Source organism: Tardiphaga sp. vice304 (genome assembly GCF_007018905.1).
In the GTDB taxonomy this organism is placed as follows: domain Bacteria; phylum Pseudomonadota; class Alphaproteobacteria; order Rhizobiales; family Xanthobacteraceae; genus Tardiphaga.
In genome coordinates, this window is the sequence record NZ_CP041402.1 from 3,482,115 (window position 1) to 3,504,963 (window position 22,849).

Here is a 22,849-nt window from a genome sequence, read left to right on the forward strand (position 1 = left end):
TGGCGGCCCGCAGCAAGCCCCGCTTCTATGGGGCGATGACGCCGCGGGCAACCCTTTTGAGGTGTTCGGCCGATGGTCCGGTCAGCGGTTCGATGCGGCCGTCGCGGTGGATCGTGAACGCCAGATGTCGGGCCGCGAACCAGTATCGCACTGCCATCGCGCCGATCACGCCATTCAGCGCGCCGCCGACGACGTCGCTCGGATGATGCGCCAGCAGCAGCAGCCGGCTGCCGATGATCACCAGCGCGTAGACGAACATGACGGTGCGCAGCCGCGGCCATAGCGCGGAGACCGCGAAGGCCAGCGCAAAAGCGGTGGTGGCATGACCGGAGGGGAAGCTGGCATAGGTCTCGCTCCAGGCGAAAGGCTGGAAATTGAATGGATTGGCCTCGCCGCCGACAAACGGACGGCCGCGGCCGATCACGCCCTTCAGCAGTTCGCCAACCAGAACGGCGAACAGCACCGAGAAGAAGACATATTGAAGCCGGGTGCCGAAGCTCGCCAGCGTCGCCCGCGACAGGCCGTGCAACCGCGGCGCCGCCAGCGCGACGAGCACCAGCCCCGCGAACAGTGCCCACAGCACATATTCCGACTTACCGAACGCGGTGATCGAGCGCACCGGCCACAGCCATTCGGTTCCGCGCGGCGGCATCAGCGCGATCTCATAGGCATCGATCACAAACATCAGCGCCAGGATGGCCGCGGCCGCGACGAGCGTGAGCCCGAGCGAGCGCCGCGCCCAGTGCCGGCCGGCCTCGGCGCGGCGCGAATGGGTGGGGGAACGCACCAATTGCGCCAGCGACAGGCCGACAAAGCGGATCAGCCGCGCGACATAGCCGGCCGGCTCGGCCGCTTCCTTCGCGGGCATTACCGGGTGCCTTCGGAACGATAGATCGCCACCGAGACCGCGCGCCCTTGCGAGAAATTATAGCCCTCGATGCGCGTCGCCACGTCGTAGCGCAGCCCGATAGCGTCGGCACGCTGCGCGAAGCTGCGTTCCGAGCGCGCCTCGACCAGCGCAAAGCGACAACTGCCCTGGCCGAGGAAATCGGCGGCGCCGGAGCCGTCGGTGAGCAATGTCTTGGTGCCAGTCATGAACACCAGGCTCGGCTCATGGTAGCCGGCAGCCGCCGCGAGCGGTCCCACGCAGACTACATTGCGCAGCGCCCGCGCGATCTCCTGGCTGGGAAACAGCGGCTTCATCGCCGGCATCACGATGCCGTAGAACGACGCGCTCATGAACAGTGCCGCGACTACCGCATTGAGCAACGAGCGCTCCGCGTGGTTGTCATCATACATCCACCACGCAAGCAGGCCGAAGCACAACGCCGCGCCGGCGAACGGCCAGGCCAGGAACACCGGATGGCGCACCACCATGATGGCCCCGATCAGGACCAGCACCGCGGTCAGCACCGGAACCGTGAACCACCACGAGGCGCCGCGCGCCAGCCAGGAGCGGGCCAGCACCCGGCGCTCCAGCGCGCCGACGATCAGGATGGCGATCGCCGGATACAGCGGCAGCACGTAATGCGGCAGCTTGGTCATCACCAGTTCGAACACGATCCAGGATGGCACCAGCCAGGCCAGCAGATATTGCGCGCCGGGCTCGCGACGCGCCCGCCAGATCGCCGGCGCGGCCATCCCGGCCAGCGGTGCGCCGGGCCAGAACGTCACCCAGAACAGCAGGAAATAGGTGCCGGGCGGCGCGCCGTGCGACTCCTGCGCGGCCAGCTTGCTCAGCATGTCGCCGCCCAGCGAATTGGCGAAGAAGGCGTCGCCGGACTTCACGAAGATCGCGACGAACCATGGCAGCACCAGGAGCAGCGTCCATACCACGCCGATGCCCGGCCGCAGCCGCCACAGCCAGGCGGCCGAACGGTCCATGATCGCCAGCGCCAGGATCGTCAACCCGATGAACAGCAGGATCAGCGGCCCCTTCAGCAGGATCCCGCCGGCCATCGCCGTCCAGAAAATCACCGGCTCGGACCATGAAGGCTTCGCGAATTCCTCGCCGCGCTGCCACGCCAGATAGACCCGCGCCATCGCTCCCATCACGGCGACCACCGTGAGCAGCAGCATCGCGTCGGTCTTGGCCAGACGCGCCTCGACGCCGAGCAGCACCGAACTGCACATGATGAGCCCGGCCAGCACCGCGCCGCGCCGCGTCACGAAGGCCAGCGCCGTCCAGTAGGTCAAGAGCACCGCGCCGATTGCGCCGATCAGCGACGGCACCCGGTACAGCCAGATGCGCGCCTGGGCGCGCGGCAGGCCGAGCGCGCCGGCCGTTTCCACCACCGCGGCCTGCACCCAGTAGATGCCGACCGGCTTCTTGTAGCGCACCTCGTCCTGGAAGCGGATATCGACGAAATCATTGGTCTCGACCATCTGCCGGGTAGCCTGCGCAAAGCGGGCTTCGTCGCGGTCGATCGGCGGAATGTTGAAAAAGCCCGGCAAGAAAAACAGCAGCCCGACCAGCGTCAGGAACGCAATCGACCAGGCGTGGCTCCTGGTGACGAAATCCAGCACGCGCACCAGCCCGCGGCCCGGATTGACGCGGGTTTTCGGCTCGCGCGGCGCGCCAAAGCGGGGTCTTGCATAGGTCTCGGACATGACTGTCGCTTACGCCGAAACCGCCATCCGGACAACCGCCGGTCGCCCAACTATTGAATTCTGACCACAACTGTGTCCGCCGCGCCCATGGCGTCCATCACGGTGAGCCGGACAAAGCCCGGCCCGGGCGGATCGATCAGCCGTTGCCTGCGGCCATCGATCTCGCCGACGGCCGTGCCATTTACCAGCATGGTCATCGGCGCGACCCCGCCGGCGACCCTGACGGGCATCGCCGCGAGCGGGTTTTCGCCCGAACCGGCGTCGATCCGGGAGCCATTGAGCGGGAACTGGATGCGCAGCGCCTGCTCGCCGCCGGGCCGGATCAGGTCGCCGAACGGCCGGAACCGGCGCAGCGGCAGCGGGAGTTTTGCGTTGCTGGCGATCAGCGCGCCCTTCGGCGCCTTCGGCAGCGGCTGCGGCAATTTGCCGGTGCGGGCAAAGGCATCGAACAGGATCGGGGCCGCGGCGGTGCGCCCCACCAGGCCGGGCACCGGCGCGCCGTCGGGACGGCCGACCCAGACGCCGATCGTCATGCGGCCGTCGAAACCGACCGACCAGGCATCGCGGTAGCCATAGCTGGTGCCGGTCTTGAAGGCTAAGCGATTGGCCGCAGCGTTCTCCGGTGGCGGCGTGCCGAGCAACACATGGCCGACCTGCCAGGCCGCGACCGGGTCCATCAGCCGCAGCATCTCGCGGTCGTCGCCGCCATCGGCTTGCAGGATTTCGCGCAACGGCTTGCCGCTGCCGCCACGCGCCAGGCTCGCATAGAGCTGCACCAGATCGCGCAGCGTAATGCCGACGCCGCCGAGACCCATCGCCAGCCCCGGCGCCTCGCCGGAAGGCAATATCAGATGGCCGCCGGCCTGCCGGAGCCGCGACGACAGCCGGCTGGCGCCGACGCGGTCGAGCAGCGCGATCGCCGGGACGTTCAGCGACAATTGCAGCGCCTTGCGCACCGGCACCGTGCCCTGAAAGCTCATGTCGAAATTCTCCGGCGCGTAGGCGCCGAAGCGGACCGGGCGATCCTCGATCAGGCTGTCCGGATGCACGAAGCCATCCTCGAAGGCGAGGCCATAGATAAAGGGTTTCAGCGTCGAGCCGGGCGAGCGCACCGCGCGGGTCATGTCGACCTGGCCGGCGCGGCGGTCGTCGAAATAATCCGGCGAGCCGACATGGGCGAGGATGTCGCCGCTGTCGTTGTCGACCGCGATGATGCCGACCGAGATGTTCGATCCCAGCGCCGCGGCGCGGTCGCGCGCGAGGCTCTCCAGCGCGCGCTGGATGCCGGCATCGAGCGACAACCGGATGATCGGCCGGTCCTTGATGGTTGCGATCGCCTGGTCCGCCGAATGCGGCGCCAGCACCGGCATCGGCTTGCGCAGCTTCGGCACGGCGACCGCCTTGGCCTGCGATGCATCCGCCGCGGACACCCGGCCCTCGCGCACCATGCGATCCAGCACGCGGTCGCGCGCGATCCGCGCCGTGGCGGGATGGCGGTCGAGCCGGCGCGTTTCCGGCGATTGCGGCAGCGCCACCAGCAGCGCGGACTCCGCCAGCGACAGCCGCTTCGGCTCCTTGCCGAAATAGGCAATCGACGCCGCACGGATACCCTCGAGATTGCCGCCGAATGGCGCGAGTTCGAGATAGAGGTCGAGGATCTCGTCCTTGGAGAGCTGCTGCTCGAGCTGGAATGCGCGCACCGCCTGGCGGATCTTGGCGGTCACCGACCGCTGCTGCCGCGGCTCCAGCAGTCGAGCGAGCTGCATGGTGATGGTGGAGCCGCCGGACACGATCTGGCCGCGCCTGACGAATTGCAGCGCGGCGCGGCCGAGCGCCAGCGGATCGACGCCGTGATGCTGTTGGAAGCGCTTGTCCTCGTAGGTCTGCAGCAGATCGAGATAGGTCGGATCGACGGAAGTCTTAGCGTTGACCGGCAACCGCCAGCGGCCGTCGGCCATCGCATAAGCGCGCAGCAGTCTGCCGTTGCGGTCGACGACGGTGGTAGAAATCTGTTTGGCCTGCGCGAGCGGCAGCGGGCCGAGGGAGTGCACCCAGGCGGCGGCTACTACGCCGACAATGACGGCGACTGCCGCAGCGATCGCTGTCGTTTTGATGAGACGCCGCCCTCCGCGCCCGTCATGGCCGGCGTTATGCCGACCATCCACGACCTCACGCGCTGCCGTGGATGGCCGGTACAGGCCCGGCCATGACGGCGCGTGTGGCGGCGGCTCCGCGCCATCGGGAGTGACGGTGCTCATTTCGCCTTCGCGACCTCGATGGCGCCCGTCCCCGTGCGGCCATAGCGCGACGGGTTGTACATGTCCTCGACAAAGGCCTGCGGCAGCACGTATTTGCCGGGCGACACCGCGCGCACGACGTAGGCGACCGTGAACACTGCCTTGTCGTCGCTCTTGCGGTCGATCGCCGCTGTGAAGCGGTCGTCGCGGAATTCGGTGTTCTGCGGCTCCGCACCGTCCTCCATCCAGTCCAGTGTGCCGGTATCGCCGGACGACACCAGATGCGGGTTGTCGATCTCGAAGCCGGCGGGGAGATAATCGGCCACCATGATGTGCCCGTATTCCGGCTTCGCCTCGGTGATCTTCAGCACCACCGCGAAGCGATCGTTCTGCTTCGCCTTGGCCGGATTGGCCGCTTCGCCACTGAGCGTGAAATAGTTGCGCTCGATCTTGAAGCCGTTGGAAGCCGCAGGCTCCGGCGTGACCGGGGAGCCGGAGACCGACACCACCGCCTGCACCGGCGCATCACCGGTATTGGTGATCCTGACCGGCTGGCCCGTCATCTCCGCCGCCTTGTAGCTGCGGTACAGCGCCGTCTTCACCGGCGAGCCATTGACGTCGAGCGCCAGCGTGTTGGCTTCCTTGGCCAGCGCGCGCGACGCCAGTACGAGCCAGGCGTTCTCCTGCGTCGAGGTGAACGGCGTCAGGCCGCGCGCGGCCTCGACGCGCTGGACAGCTTGCGTCAGCGTCGCCCGTGGCGCGTTGCCTTCGCTGGCCAGCGACACCAGAGCCGCCGCGTCGCGCAGTGCCGAGCCGTAATCGGTGCGGCCGAAGCTCAGCACCGGTTTTGGCGCGAGGCTTTCCACCGCCGCGGCATAGACGCGCTCGGCGCGGGTCTTGTCGCCAACCAGAGCCAGCGCGGCGGCGAGTTGGGACTTGGCGATCGGCGTCGCCAGCTTGTCCAGCTTGGTGTCGGCGAGGTAGCGCAGGTCGCCGACCGGCGCGGTGCCGTTCTTGGCCAGCACGTAGAGGCCGTAGGCGAGATCACGGCCGCCGTCCTTCTCCGGCTCCTCGGCATTGACGACCGAGTTTCTGATACGGTCGAGCGCTGCGCGGAACAGCACGTCCGGCACCGCAAAGCCCTTTTCGCGGGCCCGGGTCAGGAAGTCGGTCACGTAAGCATCGAGCCAGGAATCGTCGCCGCCCGACGACCACAGGCCGAACGAACCGTTCGAACCCTGCCGCGCCAGCAGCCGGTCGATGGAGTCGCGAACGCGCTGGTCGATCGACGTATCCATCGCCAGATGAGCACCCGCGGCGAGATCGTTGACATAGAGCAGCGGCATCGCCCGGCTGGTGATCTGCTCGGAGCAGCCATAGGGGTAGCGATCCAGCGCCTTCAGGATGGTCGCCGCATCGAGCGCCGTCGACAGACTGACCGACAGCGACACGCCGCCGGTGCCGACCACGAGGTCGGAGAACATATCCGAGGTCAGCGTCAGGCTCTCGCCCTTGGCCAGCGTGCGGATCGAGCGCCGTGCCAGGATCTGTGTCGCCGCCTTGACGTCGAGCGCATAGTGCCGGGCCAGCGTCAGGCCGCCGGGCCCCTTGATATCGACGTCGAGCTGCGCGGTCCCTGCTCCCGACGCATCGATCGCCAGCGCCATCGACGAGCGCTGCTTGGCGGCGAGCCGGACGGTGGTGGCGGGGTTGCCGGTGACCTTCACCGGGCCGGAGGTTTTCACCGAGATCGTGTAATCGCCCGCGGCCCCTTCGACATTGTCGAGGTCGAACGACATCGTGCCCTTGTCGCCACTCAGCAGGAAGCGCGGCAACGTCGCCGTCAGCACGACGGGGTCGCGCACGGTCACGTCGGTGGTGACGCGGCCGAGCTTGGTCGCGGTCCAGGCCACCGCCATCACGCGCGCGGTGCCGGCGAATTCCGGGATCTCGAATTCGATCTGCGCGGTGCCGTCGGCGGCCACCGTGACGATGCCCGAATACAGCGCCAGCGGCTTCTGCGTCGGCGGCGAGCCCTGCAGCTCGGCGCCCGCGGAATCGCCGCCGGTGCGGAGCTGGCCGCGGGTGCCCTGCATGCCGTCGATCAATTGCCCGTAGATGTCGCGGATCTCCGAGGTCATGCGGCGCTGGCCGAGATAGTAATCGTCCGGCGCCGGCGGCTTGTAGTTGGTGAGATTCAAAATCCCGACGTCGACCGCTGCGACCACGATCTTGGCGTCCTCGCCGGGCGCCAGCCCGCCGAGCTTGACCGGCAGCTTGAGCGTCGTGCTCGGCCGCACCAGCGCCGGTGGCGACAACACGACGTCCAGCGTGCGCGCCTTCTTGTCGATCCCGAACCACTTCAGGCCAATAGCCCGCCCCGGCATCCGCAAGGCGGCAGCGTCGAGCGGCCGGCGCAAGGTCGCCACCACATAGGCGCCGGTGCCCCAGTCGCGGCCGACCGGCAGCTTGATCTGCGCCGGGCCTTCCTTAACCTCGACGCTCTGCGTCGTCAGCAGCCGGTCGCCGAGCACATGGATGGTGAGGCGTCCCGCGGTCCGGGCGTTGACCGACACCGTCATGGTGTCGCCGGACACATATTCAGGCTTGTCGATCGAGGTCTCCAGCAAATCCGGCGTGTCGGCGCTGCCGTCGGAATACCAGCCCACGTCGAACGACACCGAGGTGATCGGGCCGTCCGCCTCGGCCGATTTGACGTCGAGCCGGTAGCGGCCGGGCTGCGGCTGCAGCTCGATGCGGGCCGGCGTGGCGGCGGCGACGTTGATCTCGCCATCGGCGACGCGCCTGGTGGATTTCACCGGCTCGTAGTCCCACGTCGAATTCTGGCGATACCACTGGTAGCGCGACTCGATCTTGAGCAGCTCATAGCGCAGCCCGGGGCGCGCAAGGGCGGTGCCGTCGGGCGCAACGAACACCACGTCGAAGCCGGCCTTGTCGCCCTCGGCAACGTTCTTGTCCTTGAACAGCGGTTTCACGCCGATCATCGCAGCAGAGGGCGCGACCGGCAGCACCAGCTTGCGCTCGACGGCGCGGCCGCCGGCCTCGGTCATGCGGATGAATATCTGCGCTTCCTGCGGCCGGGTCGAGGATGGCGGCTTCGGCAGGCTGACCGGGAACGTCGCCACGCCATTGGCGTCGGATTCCGGCAGATCCTCGATCGGGGTGCGCTCGTTGCTCTCGGTCTCGTCGTCGGAGACGCCGAACTGGTAACCGGCGAATCCCGGCCGGCCCGCGGCGGGCGCGACCAAGAGGTCGCCTTCCAGCGCCAGCCCCGAGGCCGGCGCGCCATACAGGAACCGGCCATCGACCTTCAGCTCGACCGGTTTGTCAGCAAAGATCTGCTTGTCCTTGCTGGAAATATCGAATTCGATTCGGTCGGCAACGTAATCCTCGACCATGAAGCTGGTCTCGCCGACCGTGGACCCCTTCGGATCGGTGAAGGCGCGGACCCGCCAAGTGCCGGTCGGCACCGCGGAATTCAGCGGCAGCGTCAGGCTGCGGCCGCCGGCGCCCTGGTCGGGCAATATGGCGCGGCGGAACTCGACGCCGTCCGGTCGCTCCACCACCAAGGTCAGCGGGCCGGAGGTCACGGCATTGCCCTGCCCGTCGCGCAGCAGCGCGGTGAGATACACCGTCTCGCCGGAGCGGTAGACGCCGCGCTCGGCATAGACGAAGGCGTCGGCCCCGGCCGGCACCGCGCGGCCGGAGACGCCGCGATCCGAGAGATCGAAGGCGTTGGATTTGAGACTGAGGAAGGCGTAGTCGGCCTTCTCGCTGGTGACGGTGAGCAGCGCCGGCGACAGCCCGCCCTCGCCCTTCGCCAACCCTGCCTCGAACAGGACGTGGCCGGAATCGTCGGTCTTCTTGGTCGCCAGGATCTCGTTGTTGCGCGCGACGAGGCGAACCTCGGCGCGGCCGACCGGCGCGGTCGAGGCCAGCGAATTGACGAAGACATGGATGCCGTCATTGCCGGAAAACGCCGTGAGGCCCATGTCGGAGACGATGAACCACTGCGTCGCCAGCGAGCCGTCTTCGTCATTGCCGCCGGCGCCCGGCCCCTTCGCCGCCGCCGTCATCACATAGACGCCGGGCTGCAGCTCGCCGATCGCCTGATCGACCGGGAATGCCGTGGTGACGTCGGCATTCAGGGTCAGCGCCGTCGCCAGTTCGCCGCTCCACACCTTGATGCCGCGCTCGGAGCCCAGGCTGTCGAGCTGGTAACTGCTCAGCGCGGTCTGGAAGTCGCTCCCGATCACGGTGTTGATGAGGTTGCGGTCGCCGATCCGGAACACGTTGACGGTCACCGCCTGGGTGTTGACCGAGACCAGCGGAATGCCCTTCTGGCCGGTGCGCGGCAGCACATAGGCGCGGCCGGTGAAGCGCACGAAGGGTTTGCGGTCGCGGACATAGATGTTGAACTCGGCCGATTTCGGCAGCGTCTCCTTCACCGTCGACGGCAGGCCGGCGCGCAGATTGATGTTGTAACGCTCGCCATGCTTGAGGCCTTCGACGCAGAGCTGCTTGTCCTCGCTGGTGATCGCCGGCCGGTCACTGCCCGCCAGCGAAAGGAACGGCGCGAAATCGACGCGCTTGGCGAGGTCTTCGGAGAACTGGAAGCAGGCCCGCGGCGAGGCGGAATCCGAATCCACGGTGTAATCCAGCAGCTTGAAGCCGCGCTCGTCGCGCAGCTTCTCATATTGCCCGCGGATGTCGGCGACCTCGCGCAGCTCCAGCGACAGCCGCAGCGTATCGAGCGCCGGGCGCTACAATTTGCGGTCGGCCATCGCGCGGCCGAGCACGGCCAGCGCCTCCGCCTCCTCGCCGGGATTGCCGGCGCGCTGATAGGCGATGTAGGCCGCGGTCGAGGCACGCTCCAGCAGGAAGGTCGTTTCGGTGGAGGTCGCCGGGCGGATCTGGAAGATCGTTTTGGCCAGCCGCAGCCAGTTGGCGCTGTCTTCCGGCGCGGTTGCCACGATCTGGCCGAGCGTGGTCAGTCCGGCGCGGGTATCGTTGCGCCGGAACGCGGCGTCGGCATCGCTGCGCAGCGTCGCCGCCGGTTTCGACACCGGCCCGGCCTCGCTCTTGATCTGCGCCTCCAGCTTGATGGCGGAATCCGCCAGGTCATCGCGCCGGAATGCCTTGTCGGCGGCCACCGCCTGCACCATCCCGAACACCAGCGCCGCGCAAAGGCTGACGGCGCGAACCAGAGCAATCATCGAAAACTCCCTGCACGGACGAAGACGAACGGCGTTCGGTGCGAATCGCTGTGACGAACGGACCAGAGCCGCGACCGGCTTTTCGCGCATCATGGCGTCCCCCGGTTTCGAACGCAAAGCTGATGTGTGCATTGGTCGCATGGCCACGCGACAGGTTCGCGGCGTCCGGGCGAAATCCTGGCGGAAGTTTCAGCGCGCCGGCGGGATAGGTTGGAAGCCCGGTGATTCGGCGGAGGCGTCGAGCCGGAAAGGCGCGAATCGAGGCCCGTCAGAAACCGGTCCCCGGGGGCCGAAAAGCCGGGTAAACAGCGGCAAAGCCCAGAGTAAACGAAAAAGCCCGCCGGTTAAGGCGGGCTTGGTAACGCATCTAGGTCGAAACCTTAGCCGACCCGAAGGTTCTCGGCCGAGGTCTTGCCACGGTTTTCCTGCTCTTCGAAGGAGACCTTGTCGCCTTCGTTCAACGAGCTGAGGCCTGCGCGCTCAACAGCCGAGATGTGCACGAAGACATCCTTGCTGCCGTCGTCCGGCTGAATGAATCCGAAGCCCTTGGTTGCGTTGAACCACTTTACCACGCCTGTCGTCACGTTAACTCTCCTGGTTATGTCAGAACACCCGTAGCAGGCATTCGCGCAGATAGCCAATGGCCATTTCGCGGCAGCCGGCCTGCCCGTCCGCCGCCGGCCGCCCCGCGGCCCGGTAAGGTTGACCGGTTAGTTTAACACCCGGCTTTCGTTGCGCCCTGCCGACGCCACGGTAGGTTTGGCGGCCGGGCATTCAGCCGGCCAATGGCGGCAGACCCCGGCGATCATATTGCGCCGGCGCGCCGCCTCATCCCGCAAGGTCGAGACATGATGACGAGCCAGCAGGCGCATTACCGGATCCTGAAACTGCGGCCGCACCCGACCTGGGCGGCGATCTGGCACCTCTGGCATGTCACGCTTCCCCGCCGCTCGATCGACGGCCAGCTGCTGCGCGGCCAGGTCTGGCGCCGCCACGACGGCCGCCGCTGGATCTACAAGAAAATGGTGGAGTATTGAGGGGCGGTGGCACGCCGCATCTTGGCGCTCGGTATCAACTGCACACCGTCGATCTCATGATCTCTGTTTGAGATATTCAACCATGTGACGCCTCAGCATCAAGGCAGCCGCGCCAAAGGGCCGCGATAGGGATGGCTTTTTAGGCCGAGCCTAAACGATATCAAGCAGGCTGTTGGGTGCTGAACGGAAGCGGATCAAACGGCCCCGAGGCTAGTTGATCGAGAATACGCTTCAGTGTCGCGACGTTGTTATCGTCTTCGGCGCTTTCGAGCGCGTCCTCCAGCACCGCGCGGATATCCTCGGCTTCGACCTTCTCCATCCCCCAGTTCGGATACAGACGCTCGCGCTTCTCTTCACTCTGGTCCAGAGCGACGATATCGTAATGGCGCGAGTCGCCATGCAGGCTTGCGATTAACTTCTGTACCTCGGCGGCGGGCCCCTCGATCCATTGGAAAAAGACGCCGCTGCCGAAAGCCAGCATTCCGGTGATGCCGTGCGCGCGGTTGTGGCGTTGGGCCCGCTCGATAATACGTCCGACCTCTAGGTCATCGACGCCGTCGGCGGCACGGCTGCAGTAGACAAAATGATAAAGCGCAGGCAGCCCGGCATCGTCCGACTCGGCGCCGCGTGGAAAACCGATTTCGTCGAACATAATTGAGCTCGCTCTGTCTATGTCAGGCAGGCCGTTCCGCCCGGTGGGTGAGGGGCAGGATAGCCGGTTCATCTCTCAAAATGCGGTCTTCAGTCTGCTCTGGATACGGATCTCACTGCAATGCTTCGTTTTGAAGCAAGCCTAGTCGGATCGTACCCCGGCGAGCGACGACAGGCGCCCGGGCTAGGTTCTGAAAAGACTGGCGATCCCAGCAGGATTCGAACCTGCAACCCACGGAGTAGAAATCCGTTACTCTATCCAGTTGAGCTATGGGACCGTCGGGGTCTTCTAGCACCGCCTTCTGGAAAAATCAGCGTCCGAGCCCGGCCGGACAGCGGCTTTTCACAGGTTGCAGGCTCTTGCTCGAGGGGCGCTCGAGCGGGCGGACCTCCGCGCCGTCCGCCTCCCCCCACGCCCGAGCCGCCACTCGGCGGCCGACGCCGGCGACGGCCCCCCGGATCCGGCCGCACCGGCCGCTTACGGCGTTCCTTAACCAAACCGCTCTACCCTCCGGCGATCCGGCCCTCGACCTGTTGGAGTATCCCGTGCGCCCCGTTCATCTTCTCATCATCGCCACTGCGCTGTGCTCGACCGCGGCGTCCGCCGCCGATTATCGCGACGCGCCGTACCGCGCGCGCAGTCACCGCGCGCATGTCCATACCCATCCGGCCTATGCGATCCGCCAGGTGCCGCCGACCTATTACGTCAACGCGCCGCCGCATTATGTGCAGGATCTGCGCACCGGCGAGCCCGGCGTGTACGTCGAGCACCAGCGCAGCTTTCTCGACCAACTCTTCCCGAATTATTACTAAGTCCCGCCGGGGATGCGACATTTCATCCCCGCCCCAGCCGCCCGCAACCCCCGCTTAACCATTTTCACCGAACGTAATCTTGGCGGTGAGTATGTCCGCAGCGGGAGTTGGTGATGCGTAGGGTAGCGGTTCTGGCGGCGGGCGGCGTTCTAGCGGTGGCGGCGGTCGGGTTTGGCGCCAGCAAATTTATGTCGTCATCGGCGCCGGTCGCCAATGTGGCGGCCAAGGGCGATCAGGGCGAGTTGACCACCGGCGCGATCTCCGCGCGCTGGCCGAAGGCGGAAGCCGACAAGACCTCGGCCCCCGCCCCCACGGTTCAGCCCGCCTCGACCACGCCGTCGCGCGAAGCGCCGGCCCCGGTGCAGGCATCCTGCAACGTTCCGGGCGCGATGGGCATCTCGCGCACCGTGCAGATCGATACGACCGGCGGCCCCGGCCTCGGCCTGTCGCAATACCGCGATTATGATTTCCTGCAGCCGAGCGAAGTCGTGCTGACCTTCGACGACGGCCCGTGGCCGGTGAACACCCCGGCCGTGCTGGCCGCGCTCGACGCGCAGTGCCTCAAGGCGGTGTTCTTCCCGGTCGGCAAGCATGCCTCCTGGCATCCCGAAATCCTCCGGCAGGTGCTGGCGCGCGGCCATACGGTCGGCGCGCATACCTGGAGCCACGTCAACCTCGCCATCAAGCCGGTGCAGGAAGCCAAGGACGAGATCGAAAAGGGTTTCAGCGCCGTCGTGCTGGCGGCCGGCCAGCCGATCTCGCCGTTCTTCCGCTTCCCGCAGCTGCGCCAGACCAAGGAACTGACCACCTATCTCGGCGAGCGCAACGTCGCGGCGTTCTCGATCGACGTCGATTCGGAAGATTTCCGCATCCACAAGCCGGAGGTGCTGATCTCCGGCGTGATGGCCAAGCTGAAGAAAACCGGCAAGGGCATCATCCTTATGCACGACTTCCAGAAGTCGACCGCGCAGGCGCTGCCCGAGCTGCTGCGGCAGTTGCAGGCCGGCGGCTACAAGGTCGTGCACATGAAGGCCAAGGACAATTTCGTCTCGCTGCCGCAATATGACGCCGCGGTCGCCACGCTGATGCAGAGCAAGGCCGGCCCGGTGCGCAGCAGCAATGCGCGGCCCACCGCCAGCGTGATCCAGACCGTCACCACCAACTAACCCCGGCGCCTTCGTAACGGCCGGTTAACCATAAACCGGGATGATACTACCTCAAGTAGTCATCCCGGGAGGCCGTGATATGCGGTCAATTCACTGCATCACGAGATTCCTGGCGCTGCCGCTGGCGATGGCGGCGTTCCTGCTCGCCGCGCAGCAATCCGGCGGGCTGGAACTGCGCACCGCGCCGCCGGCGCAGTTCGCCAGCCTGCGTTAACTGCCGCGACAGGCCCGGATTGCGGCCGTGGCAGCGACGCGCTACACCGCGCAGGCCGGTCCGCCGGCCCCTCCTCCGCACCGAGATCCCGCGCATGGCCGACCTGTCGCAGTTTTCGATCCTGACGTTCCAGCGCCGTCCCGGCCTGTGGCGGGCATCGATCAGCCCCAAGGTCAGCGCCAGCAACACGATCAAGGGCAAGACGATGCTCGGCTTCGTCACCGAGGACGATTGCGACACCGAGGAAGCCGCCGAGACCGCCGCCAAGCGCGCGATCAAGAAGCTCTGATTATTTTGAATTGAAACGGCCCATCAGCCCGTCATTGCGAGGCGCGAAGCGACACGGCAATCCAGAAAGCCGCAAACTCGGCAAGAGCTGGATTGCTTCGTCGCAAGGGCTCCTCGCAATGACGGCTGTGAGAGAAGCGGTTCATCTCAAGCCTATAAGCCCTCAGCAACTTCATCGCGCTCTGTCGTCACAGTGATGCGACGCAAAAAAAGCGCGCAGCCGGATGGCCGCGCGCTCGTTGGTCTCGCTGAGGTGACGTTTACTTGACGCCGAGCAGCTCGACGTCAAACACCAGCGTGGCATTCGGCGGGATCACGCCGCCGGCGCCGCGCGCGCCATAGCCCATGTCCGGCGGAATGATCAGCGTGCGCTTGCCGCCGACCTTCATGGTGGAGACGCCCTCGTCCCAGCCCTTGATGACGCGGGACATGCCGATCGGAAATTCGAACGGCTCGTTGCGATCGACCGAGGAGTCGAATTTCTTGCCCTTGACGCCGTTCTCATAGAGCCAGCCGGTGTAGTGCATCACGCAGGTCTGGCCCTTGGCCGGGGTCGCGCCGGTGCCGACGACGGTGTCTTCGATTTGGAGGCCTGATGCGGTGGTCATGGATTTTCCTTTGGCCTGCGCCATTGCGGTGGATTGGGAGCTGTCGATCGAAAGGGAGCCAAGTGCCACGGTCAAGGCGATGGCTGCCGCGGCGCTCGCGCGCTTAAAATGTCGCATGATGTCTCCGGGACAGGATGATCGGCGGACAGTCATGCCCCGACCGCGCGCGTCGGCGCAAGCCCCGTCATGCGGCCCACCGGGAATCAGCGCAGAGCGTGCGCGGTCTCCGGGCTTCGCTCGGCCAGATGGTCGCAATAATTTTCCAGCAGTTGGGCCGCAAGGCGCGCCGCATGGTTTGGCGTCGCGTCCTCACCCGCCGCGGCGGACATCACATCCTGCGTAAATGGTGGTTGGCGGAAGCTGCGGAAAACATGGTCTGCGGCGGCACGCATGGCGGAACTCCGGTTTCTCTAAAAACATCGCGCCCGGCCAAAGGTTCCTGATGAGACGATCGAGCATGTCATGCGGTTCATCGAATGCTCGTTTGTTCCTGGAGAACGAACAGAGGTCATATTTTACCACGCGGTCAAAGGTTAAGGAATTGCTTCCACATTCGCCCGATGACAGGCGATTGCCACGGCGCTTTTCGGGCAAGCTTGCGGAAAATCGCAGATAGTTGATGCGTTGTGACGCCATGGGCTGTAAACCGCAGCAGAGTTTGGCCGCGCCGGGTGATCGCCTGTGAGCTGCCGCGCCCGCCCCACCCCAAACGAAGAAAGCGACAAGGCCTCGTTCATGAGCGGATTCAAGGAACCCAGCTTCGCAGATCGCCAGAAGGCGGCCATGGAAGCCAAGAAGAACATTCTGACCAAGTTCAAGTCGCAGCCAGGTCCCGATGATCCGGCCGTGAAGGCGCGCGCCGCCGAGCGCGAAGCCCAGGCAGCCTTGCGCGCCAAGGCCAAGCTGGTCCGCGACGCCGAGAAGGCCGCGCAGAAGATTCGCGAAGCCGAACAAGCCGCCGAACAAGCCGCCCGACTGGTGCGGGAGAAGGAAGAAGCCGCCGCCGCCGAACTGGCGCTGGAAGCCGAAAAGAAGGCCGCCCGCGACGCCCGCTACGCCGCCCGCAAGAAGCGCAAGTAAGCCATAGGAAGGGTGGGCAAAGCCGCGGCGCGCGGAGCGCGACGCGGCGTGCCCACCGCTTGTGAAGCTCACGAAGGTGGTGGGCACGGCGCAAGCGCGCCTTTGCCCACCCTACGGCCTACTTCCGGCGTGCATTCAGCGCCGAGGCGACGCGGCTGACCGGCGCGCGGCCGATCAGCGCGCTGATCGTGTTGGTCGCGGCCAACAGCTTCTCCATGTCGACGGATGTCGCGATCCCCATCCCTTCCAGCATGTAGACCACGTCCTCGGTGCCGACATTGCCGGTCGCGCCCGGCGCATAGGGACAACCGCCGAGACCGCCGGCGGCGGAATCGATGACGCGACAGCCCTCCTCCAGCCCCGCGTAGATGTTGGCCAGCGCCTGCCCGTAGGTGTCGTGGAAATGCATCGCGAGGCCGTGCATCGGCACCGCTTCGGCGCAGGCGCGCAGCAGCGCGCGGGCCTTTTTCGGCGTGCCGACGCCAATCGTGTCGCCCAATGATACTTCGTAGCAGCCGAGGTCCCACAGCGTCGTGGTGACATCGACCACCGACTGCAGATCGACCTCGCCGTCATAGGGGCAGCCCAGCACGCAGGACACGTAGCCGCGGACCCGGATGCCGTCGGCCTGGGCGCGCGAGATCACCGGCCGGAAGCGCTCGATGGATTCCGCCACCGAGCAATTGATGTTGGCGCGGGAAAAACCTTCGGAGGCCGAGGCGAACACCGCGACCACTTCGGCCCCGACGGCCTTGGCGGCCTCATAGCCCTTCTCGTTCGGCACCAGCACGTGGAATTCGCCGGGCAGATCCTTCACGCCGAGAAACACCCGATCGGATCCCTGCATCTTCGGGATCGCCTTCGGCGACACGAACGAGCCAACCTCCACCGTATGCAGCCCGGCGCCGACCAGCGCCTTCACGAAAGCGATGCGGTCCTCGACCGAGACCGGTGTCTTTTCGTTCTGCAGCCCGTCGCGTGGACCGACTTCGACAATGCGGACAGCGTCGCTCATGGTGTCTTGTCTTCTGCGGGTTCGACGATGGCGAGTTCGACGCCTTCCTGGACGATGTCGCCGACGCGGCAGCGCAGGCTGGTCAGCACGCCCGCGAACGGCGCGCGCAAGGTCTGCTCCATCTTCATGACTTCCAGCGTCAGGATCGCCGCGCCCTTCTCCAGATGCGCGCCCTCCTCCGCCAGCAATGCCACCACGGTGCCGGGCAGCGGCGCCACGATCCTGTCGTCACCGACATGCTCCTCGTCGTCGCCGCCGAACGGATCGACCCAATGCATGTCGAAACGGCCATGGCGGGTGCGCAGATAGAGTTCGTGGCCCTCGATCACCGCATGAACGCGCGACCGCGCGCCATCGCGGGTGAGATCGAACTGGCCGGTCTCGCCGGCGGACGTCGTAAATACGAAGCCGCGATCGCCGATCAGGAGCTGCGCCGGCCCGCTGCCATAGGCCAGCGTCACCTGATGCACGCTGTCGCCGTGGCGGAATTTGAACACGCGATGGCGGCGCCCGACCGGCATCCAGCCGGCGGTCTGCCACGGCGAAGGCGCTGTGACCTGCGCCTGCTCCGCACGGAGGATCGCTGCCACGGCCGCGCATAGTTCAAGATCGCCGGGCGCCGCGGCGGCGGGCGTCAGCGCGGACAGCTCGCGTTCGATGAAGCCGGTGTCGATGGTGTTGGCGCGGACGTGCGGATGCGTCAGCAGCGCGGACAAAAACGGAATGTTGGTGACGATGCCGCGGATGTCGGTGTCTTCCAGCCCGCGGTTGAGCCGGTCGATCGCCGCCTCACGCGTCGGCGCAAAGGCGATCACCTTGGCGAGCATCGCGTCGTAGTTCGGCGACACGCTGTCGCCTTCACGATAGCCGGCGTCGATGCGCAGGCCATGGCTTTCGGCCGGCGTGCGCCAGGTGGTGATGCGGCCGACCGACGGCATGAAATTCTTGTGCGGGTTCTCGGCATAGACGCGCGCCTCGATGGCGTGGCCATTCAGCGTGATCTGATCCTGCGTCAGCGGCAGCGTCTCGCCAAAGGCGACGCGCAACTGCCATTCGACCAGATCGATGCCCGTGATCAGTTCGGTGACAGGATGCTCGACCTGCAGCCGCGTGTTCATCTCGATGAAAAACACCTCGCAGCCGTCGGAGACGAACTCGATGGTGCCGGCCCCGACATAGTTGACCGCGCCCGCCGCCTTTCGCGCGGCAGCGCAGACGGCTTCGCGTTGCTCGGCGTTGAGCGTCGGCGACGGCGCTTCCTCGATCACCTTCTGGTGGCGGCGCTGCAGCGTGCATTCGCGCTCGAACAGCGAGACCAGATTACCGTGAGAGTCCCCGACGACCTGCACCTCGATGTGGCGGGGATTGTCGACGTACTTCTCGATCAGCATGCGGTCGTCGCCGAATGCCGCCTTGGCCTCGCGCTTGGCACTGACGATGGCATCGCTGAGTTCGCCGGCCGAACGCACCACGCGCATGCCGCGCCCGCCGCCGCCGGCCGAGGCCTTCACCAGCACCGGGAAGCCGATCTTGGCGGCCTCCGCCGCCAGCGTCGCCTCGTCCTGCGCCTCGCCGTGAAAGCCCGGCACTAGCGGCACGCCGGCCTTCTCCATCAATTGCTTGGAGCCCGATTTCGAGCCCATCGCGACGATCATGTCGGCGGTCGGGCCGACGAAGACGAGGCCCGCCTCGGCGCAGGCCTGCGCGAATTCGGCGCTCTCCGACAGAAAGCCGTAGCCGGGATGGATTGCCTCCGTTCCCGTCTTTTTTGCAGCCTCAAGCACGTTGGCGATGTTGAGATAGGAATCGCGGGCCCGCGCCGGCCCGATCAGCACGGCCTCGTCGGCTTCCGTGACGTGCAACGCGCCGGCGTCGGCTTCCGAATAGACCGCGACGGTGCGCAGCCCCATGGCGCGGGCGGTGCGGATGACGCGGCAGGCGATCTCGCCGCGGTTGGCGATCAGCAATGTGCGAAATTTCCGGTAGAGCGCGGGTGCGGCCATCATCACATCCTGAACAGGCCGAAGCGCGTCGGCTCGATCGGCGCGTTGGCCGAGGCCGACAGGCCCAATCCCAGCACCAGTCGCGTGTCGACGGGATCGATCACGCCGTCGTCCCACAGCCGCGCGGTGGCGTAATACGGGCTGCCCTGACTTTCAAACTGGTCGCGCGTCGGCTTGCGGAAGGCTTCTTCTTCCTCGACCGACCACGAGCCGCCCTTGGCCTCGATGTTGTCGCGGCGCAGCGTACTCAGCACCATCGCGGCCTGCTCGCCGCCCATCACCGAGATGCGGGCATTCGGCCACATCCACAGGAAGCGCGGTGAGTAGGCGCGACCGCACATGCCGTAATTGCCGGCGCCGTAGGAGCCGCCGACGACCACGGTAAATTTCGGCACGTTGGCGGTGGCGACCGCGGTCACCAGCTTGGCGCCGTCGCGGGCGATGCCGCCGGCCTCGTATTTCTTGCCGACCATGAAGCCGGTGATGTTCTGCAGGAACACCAGCGGGATATTGCGCTGGCAGCACAGCTCGATGAAGTGCGCGCCCTTCAGCGAGCTCTCGCTGAACAGGATGCCGTTATTGGCGATGATGCCGACCGGAAAACCCCAGATATGCGCGAAGCCCGTGATCAGCGTCGTGCCGTACAATTTCTTGAACTCGTCGAACTCCGAGCCGTCGACGATCCGCGCGATGATGTCATGCATGTCGAACGGTTTTCGCGCGTCCGCCGGGATCACGCCGTAGAGCTCGTCCGCTGGATACAGCGGATCGCGCGGCGGCTGCATGTTCAAGGCGGCACGCTCCGGCTGCTTCAGCGTCGCCACGATCCTTCGCGCAATGCCGATCGCGTGGCCATCGTTCTGCGCATAATGGTCGGTGACCCCCGACTGCCGCGAGTGCACGTCGGCGCCGCCGAGTTCTTCCGCGGTGACCACCTCGCCAGTCGCGGCCTTCACCAGCGGCGGCCCGCCAAGGAAGATGGTGCCCTGGTTGCGCACGATGATGCTCTCGTCGGACATCGCCGGCATGTAGGCGCCGCCGGCGGTGCAGGAGCCCATTACGATGGCGATCTGGGCGATGCCGGCCGCCGACATCTGCGCCTGATTGTAGAAGATGCGGCCGAAGTGGCGCTCGTCGGGAAATATCTCGTCCTGCTGCGGCAGAAAGGCGCCGCCGGAATCCACCATGTAGATGCAGGGCAGCCGGTTCTGCATCGCGATATCCTGCGCGCGTAAATGCTTCTTCACGGTCATCGGATAATAGGTGCCGCCCTTGATGGTGGCGTCATTGGCCACGATCATGCATTCGCGCCCCGAAACCCGGCCGACGCCGGTGACGACGCTCGCGGAATGGACGTCGCCGCCATAGAGGCCGTGGGCGGCCAGCGGTGACAATTCGAGGAAGGCGGTACCGGGATCGATCAAGAGATCGACGCGCTCGCGCGCCAGCATTTTTCCGCGCGCCCGGTGCTTGGCCGTCGAAGCTTCGCCGCCGCCGCCGGCGACCGCGCCGAGCTTGTCACGCAATTCGGCGACCTGGGCCTGCATGGCCTCGACGTTGCGCCTGAAATCGATTGATCCGGGATCAATGGTCGAGCGAAGCGACATCGTCTTCCGTTTCCCGCATTATTTTCTTGTGGCACGCGGCCGTTGATCGACCGTCGTGATGGTGTCATTGCGCGCCAGAGGGGCGCAACCCCGCTTTACGCTGGCAGGTGGCTCAGTGCGTCCAGGGCTCGGACCGCCGGAACGCGAAATTGTCGGAATAGGCGATGGTGCGGGGCGCGCGCACCCTGGGCTCGATCACCTGATAGGCGATGCCTTCGCGTTCGCAATAGGCGATCGCCTCTTCCTTGCTGTGGAAATGCAGCGACAATTGCTGCTTCATGTCGCCCGAGGAGGTCCATCCCATCAAGGGCTCGATCACCCGCGCCTGCTCCGGCTCGTAATCGAGCTGCCATTCGCGGGTCTTGGCAAGCCCGGCCTGCATGGCGTTCTTGGCGGCCTTGAAGATGCGTGCGGTCATGAACAGACGGCCTCTTGAGATGCGACATTGCGCCGAATTGGTAGAATCGGCGCCGCCACTATACTGATTCGTCGCGGATTGCCTGCGATTCCGCCATCGGGCGGATCCTGTGATTTGGTATATTCTTTCCACGGCGTCGTGACAATCGGGGCAAGAAGCTGCTTAGTTCGCTGTATTGCCCGATATTGCCCGGTCCCGATCAGCACGAACGGCCCTCATGGAAATAAACGCCACACTCCCCCCGAAGGGCCGCGACCTCCGGCTGGACCTGTTCCGCGGCATCGCCAACTGGGCGATTTTCCTCGACCACATCCCGGACAACGTCGTCAACTGGGTCACCACCCGGAATTACGGCTTTTCGGACGCGGCCGATCTGTTCGTGTTCATTTCCGGCTACACCGCCTCCTTCGTCTACGCCAAGATGATGCTGGAGCGCGGCTTCATCGTCGGCGCGACCCGGCTGTTCAAGCGGGTCTGGCAGCTTTACGTCGCCCACGTCATCCTGTTCGTGATCTATATCGCCGCCATCGGCTATGTCGCGCAGCGCTACAATGACCCCGACATCATCAACGAATTCAACGTCGCCGGCCTCGTCGACAATCCGATCCAGACCCTCAGCCAGGGCCTGCTGCTCAAGTTCAAGCCGCTCAATCTGGACGTGCTGCCGCTCTACGTCATATTGATGGGCTTCTTTCCCCCAGTGCTGTGGCTGATGCTGCGCAAGCCGGACCTCACCATGCTGGGGTCGCTGGCGCTGTACTTTGCCGCGCGGCAGTTCGGCTGGAACCTGTCCGCCTATCCGTCCGGCGAGTGGTATTTCAACCCCTATACCTGGCAGTTGCTGTTCGTGTTCGGCGCCTGGTTCGCGCTCGGCGGCGCCGTCGAATCGCGCTCGGTAATCAAGTCGAAGGTGCTGCTGTATTTCGGCGTCGCCTATCTGCTGTTTTCGCTGGTGATGACGATGGCCGGCCGGTTTCCGGACTACGGCCACATGATGCCGGACTGGCTGTTCGATGCCTTCAACCCGAACGACAAGACCAATCTCGCACCGTACCGCGTGCTGCACTTCGTCATCATCGCGTTCTTCGTGACGCGCTTCGTGCCCAAGGAATGGCGCGGGCTGGAATGGCGCGTGTTCCAGCCGCTGATCAAATGCGGCCAGCAGTCGCTCGCCGTATTCTGCGTCGGCGTGTTCCTGTCCTTCGTCGGCCACTTCCTGCTGATGATGAGCTCGGGCTCGCTGGCCTCGCAGATCTTCGTCAGCGCCGCCGGCCTCGCGCTGATGACGCTGGTGGCCTATTACATCTCGTGGTCCAAGAAGCAGGACAAGCCGCTGCCTAAGCCGGCCGCTGCCGTGGCGCCAGCGACCACGACGTCGGCGACCAGCGCGTCGGCGACAACCGATCCAAAGCAAGGCTGAGCATCGCTCGCAGCGACCTGCTCAAGAAAAAGGGAGGGCAACCGCCCTCCCCGCCGTCTGAAACTCAGGTGCGCTTACCAGCGACCGCCGCCGTAGCCGTAGCCGCGATCCCAGCCGCCACGACGCGGACCGCCGTAGCCGCCGCCAAAGCCGTAGCGCGGACCCGGACGGCCATAGCCGTAGCGCGGACCGTAGCCGTAGTTCGGGCGACGGAAGCAGCGACCGTATTCATCGCAAACCAGGCGAACCTGCTCGACCTGACCGGACTGGCTCGCGCCGCCCTGCAAGGCCAGGCCGTTTGGCATGGCGGATGCAGAACCGGTGGAAACCGCCACGCCGCCGAGCGCAACCAAACCGGCGATCATCAATTTCAACTTCATTTCAAACTCCTCGTTGGGCATCTTGAACGCGCGGTCGACCGAATGGTTGCGTACGAGCGGCTGCG

The 22,849-nt window shown here is 66.0% G+C and carries 19 protein-coding genes, 1 tRNA gene and 1 pseudogene; 7 read left to right on the forward strand and 14 right to left on the reverse strand.

The window, feature by feature from the left end; all coding sequences use genetic code 11:
- Positions 1–25 precede the first annotated feature (25 nt).
- From FNL56_RS16470 to FNL56_RS16490, 5 genes and pseudogenes are all read right to left on the reverse strand, one after another.
- Positions 26–868 (reverse strand): phosphatase PAP2 family protein, encoded by an 843-nt coding sequence (locus FNL56_RS16470; protein ID WP_143574001.1) that lies wholly within the window; start codon positions 866–868, stop codon positions 26–28.
- On the reverse strand, positions 868–2,610 hold the full coding sequence (locus tag FNL56_RS16475) for an ArnT family glycosyltransferase (protein ID WP_143574002.1): 1,743 nt from the start codon (positions 2,608–2,610) through the stop codon (positions 868–870). Before FNL56_RS16475 ends, FNL56_RS16470 begins: the two co-directional genes overlap by 1 nt.
- Before the next feature lie 50 nt (positions 2,611–2,660).
- The gene (gene pbpC / locus FNL56_RS16480; RefSeq protein WP_143578015.1) at positions 2,661–4,868 is read right to left on the reverse strand and encodes a penicillin-binding protein 1C; all 2,208 of its coding nucleotides are present in this window, start codon (positions 4,866–4,868) and stop codon (positions 2,661–2,663) included.
- Positions 4,865–10,084, reverse strand: a pseudogene (locus FNL56_RS16485) (alpha-2-macroglobulin family protein). The gene pbpC and the pseudogene FNL56_RS16485 overlap by 4 nt, the downstream one beginning before the upstream one ends.
- A gap of 380 nt (positions 10,085–10,464) precedes the next feature.
- The gene (locus tag FNL56_RS16490) at positions 10,465–10,668 is read right to left on the reverse strand and encodes a cold-shock protein (protein WP_143574005.1); all 204 of its coding nucleotides are present in this window, start codon (positions 10,666–10,668) and stop codon (positions 10,465–10,467) included.
- Between the two features lie 267 nt (positions 10,669–10,935).
- Here FNL56_RS16490 and FNL56_RS16495 point away from each other — a divergent pair, with 267 nt between their 5' ends.
- Positions 10,936–11,121, forward strand: coding sequence for a hypothetical protein (locus tag FNL56_RS16495; protein WP_143576203.1), 186 nt, complete (start codon positions 10,936–10,938; stop codon positions 11,119–11,121).
- Between the two features lie 160 nt (positions 11,122–11,281).
- Here the strand turns inward: FNL56_RS16495 and FNL56_RS16500 are convergent, their stop codons facing one another.
- Entirely contained in the window at positions 11,282–11,773 is a 492-nt protein-coding gene (locus FNL56_RS16500; protein WP_143574006.1) for a BLUF domain-containing protein, read from the reverse strand.
- Positions 11,774–11,973: 200 nt separating this feature from the next.
- Positions 11,974–12,050, reverse strand: a tRNA-Arg gene (locus tag FNL56_RS16505).
- Between the two features lie 268 nt (positions 12,051–12,318).
- Between FNL56_RS16505 and FNL56_RS16510 the strand changes: the two genes are divergently transcribed.
- The 4 genes from FNL56_RS16510 (at position 12,319) to FNL56_RS16520 (ending at position 14,254) form a co-directional block, all read left to right on the forward strand.
- Positions 12,319–12,585, forward strand: coding sequence for a hypothetical protein (locus FNL56_RS16510; RefSeq protein ID WP_143574007.1), 267 nt, complete (start codon positions 12,319–12,321; stop codon positions 12,583–12,585).
- 113 nt (positions 12,586–12,698) lie between these two features.
- Positions 12,699–13,751 carry a polysaccharide deacetylase family protein gene (locus tag FNL56_RS16515; RefSeq protein WP_143574008.1) on the forward strand — a complete coding sequence of 351 codons (1,053 nt, stop codon included), beginning with the start codon at positions 12,699–12,701 and terminating at the stop codon, positions 13,749–13,751.
- A 79-nt stretch (positions 13,752–13,830) separates the two neighbouring features.
- Complete coding sequence (locus FNL56_RS28620) at positions 13,831–13,965, forward strand: hypothetical protein (RefSeq protein WP_256365908.1); 135 nt, start codon at positions 13,831–13,833, stop codon at positions 13,963–13,965.
- Between the two features lie 94 nt (positions 13,966–14,059).
- Complete coding sequence (locus tag FNL56_RS16520) at positions 14,060–14,254, forward strand: hypothetical protein (RefSeq protein WP_143574009.1); 195 nt, start codon at positions 14,060–14,062, stop codon at positions 14,252–14,254.
- 259 nt (positions 14,255–14,513) lie between these two features.
- On the opposite strand, the gene FNL56_RS16525 is transcribed toward FNL56_RS16520, so the two are convergent.
- The gene (locus tag FNL56_RS16525) at positions 14,514–14,978 is read right to left on the reverse strand and encodes an FKBP-type peptidyl-prolyl cis-trans isomerase (protein ID WP_143574010.1); all 465 of its coding nucleotides are present in this window, start codon (positions 14,976–14,978) and stop codon (positions 14,514–14,516) included.
- 86 nt (positions 14,979–15,064) lie between these two features.
- The gene (locus tag FNL56_RS16530) at positions 15,065–15,253 is read right to left on the reverse strand and encodes a hypothetical protein (RefSeq protein ID WP_143574011.1); all 189 of its coding nucleotides are present in this window, start codon (positions 15,251–15,253) and stop codon (positions 15,065–15,067) included.
- 343 nt (positions 15,254–15,596) lie between these two features.
- Here FNL56_RS16530 and FNL56_RS16535 point away from each other — a divergent pair, with 343 nt between their 5' ends.
- Complete coding sequence (locus tag FNL56_RS16535; protein ID WP_143574012.1) at positions 15,597–15,941, forward strand: DUF6481 family protein; 345 nt, start codon at positions 15,597–15,599, stop codon at positions 15,939–15,941.
- 118 nt (positions 15,942–16,059) lie between these two features.
- On the opposite strand, the gene FNL56_RS16540 is transcribed toward FNL56_RS16535, so the two are convergent.
- The 4 genes from FNL56_RS16540 to FNL56_RS16555 all read right to left on the reverse strand — a co-directional run bounded on the left by FNL56_RS16540 (position 16,060) and on the right by FNL56_RS16555 (position 20,984).
- A complete protein-coding gene (locus tag FNL56_RS16540; RefSeq protein ID WP_143574013.1) occupies positions 16,060–16,956 on the reverse strand; it encodes a hydroxymethylglutaryl-CoA lyase in 897 nt (298 codons plus the stop codon).
- Positions 16,953–18,962 (reverse strand): acetyl/propionyl/methylcrotonyl-CoA carboxylase subunit alpha, encoded by a 2,010-nt coding sequence (locus FNL56_RS16545; protein WP_368039310.1) that lies wholly within the window; start codon positions 18,960–18,962, stop codon positions 16,953–16,955. The genes FNL56_RS16540 and FNL56_RS16545 overlap by 4 nt, the downstream gene beginning before the upstream one ends.
- Complete coding sequence (locus FNL56_RS16550; RefSeq protein ID WP_143574015.1) at positions 18,962–20,566, reverse strand: carboxyl transferase domain-containing protein; 1,605 nt, start codon at positions 20,564–20,566, stop codon at positions 18,962–18,964. The genes FNL56_RS16545 and FNL56_RS16550 overlap by 1 nt, the downstream gene beginning before the upstream one ends.
- Before the next feature lie 112 nt (positions 20,567–20,678).
- Positions 20,679–20,984 carry an ETC complex I subunit gene (locus FNL56_RS16555; protein WP_143574016.1) on the reverse strand — a complete coding sequence of 102 codons (306 nt, stop codon included), beginning with the start codon at positions 20,982–20,984 and terminating at the stop codon, positions 20,679–20,681.
- Between the two features lie 217 nt (positions 20,985–21,201).
- Here FNL56_RS16555 and FNL56_RS16560 point away from each other — a divergent pair, with 217 nt between their 5' ends.
- Positions 21,202–22,404: an OpgC domain-containing protein gene (locus FNL56_RS16560; protein ID WP_143574017.1), complete on the forward strand. Its 1,203-nt coding sequence runs from the start codon at positions 21,202–21,204 to the stop codon at positions 22,402–22,404.
- Between the two features lie 74 nt (positions 22,405–22,478).
- Here the strand turns inward: FNL56_RS16560 and FNL56_RS16565 are convergent, their stop codons facing one another.
- On the reverse strand, positions 22,479–22,784 hold the full coding sequence (locus tag FNL56_RS16565; protein ID WP_143574018.1) for a hypothetical protein: 306 nt from the start codon (positions 22,782–22,784) through the stop codon (positions 22,479–22,481).
- Positions 22,785–22,849: the final 65 nt, after the last annotated feature.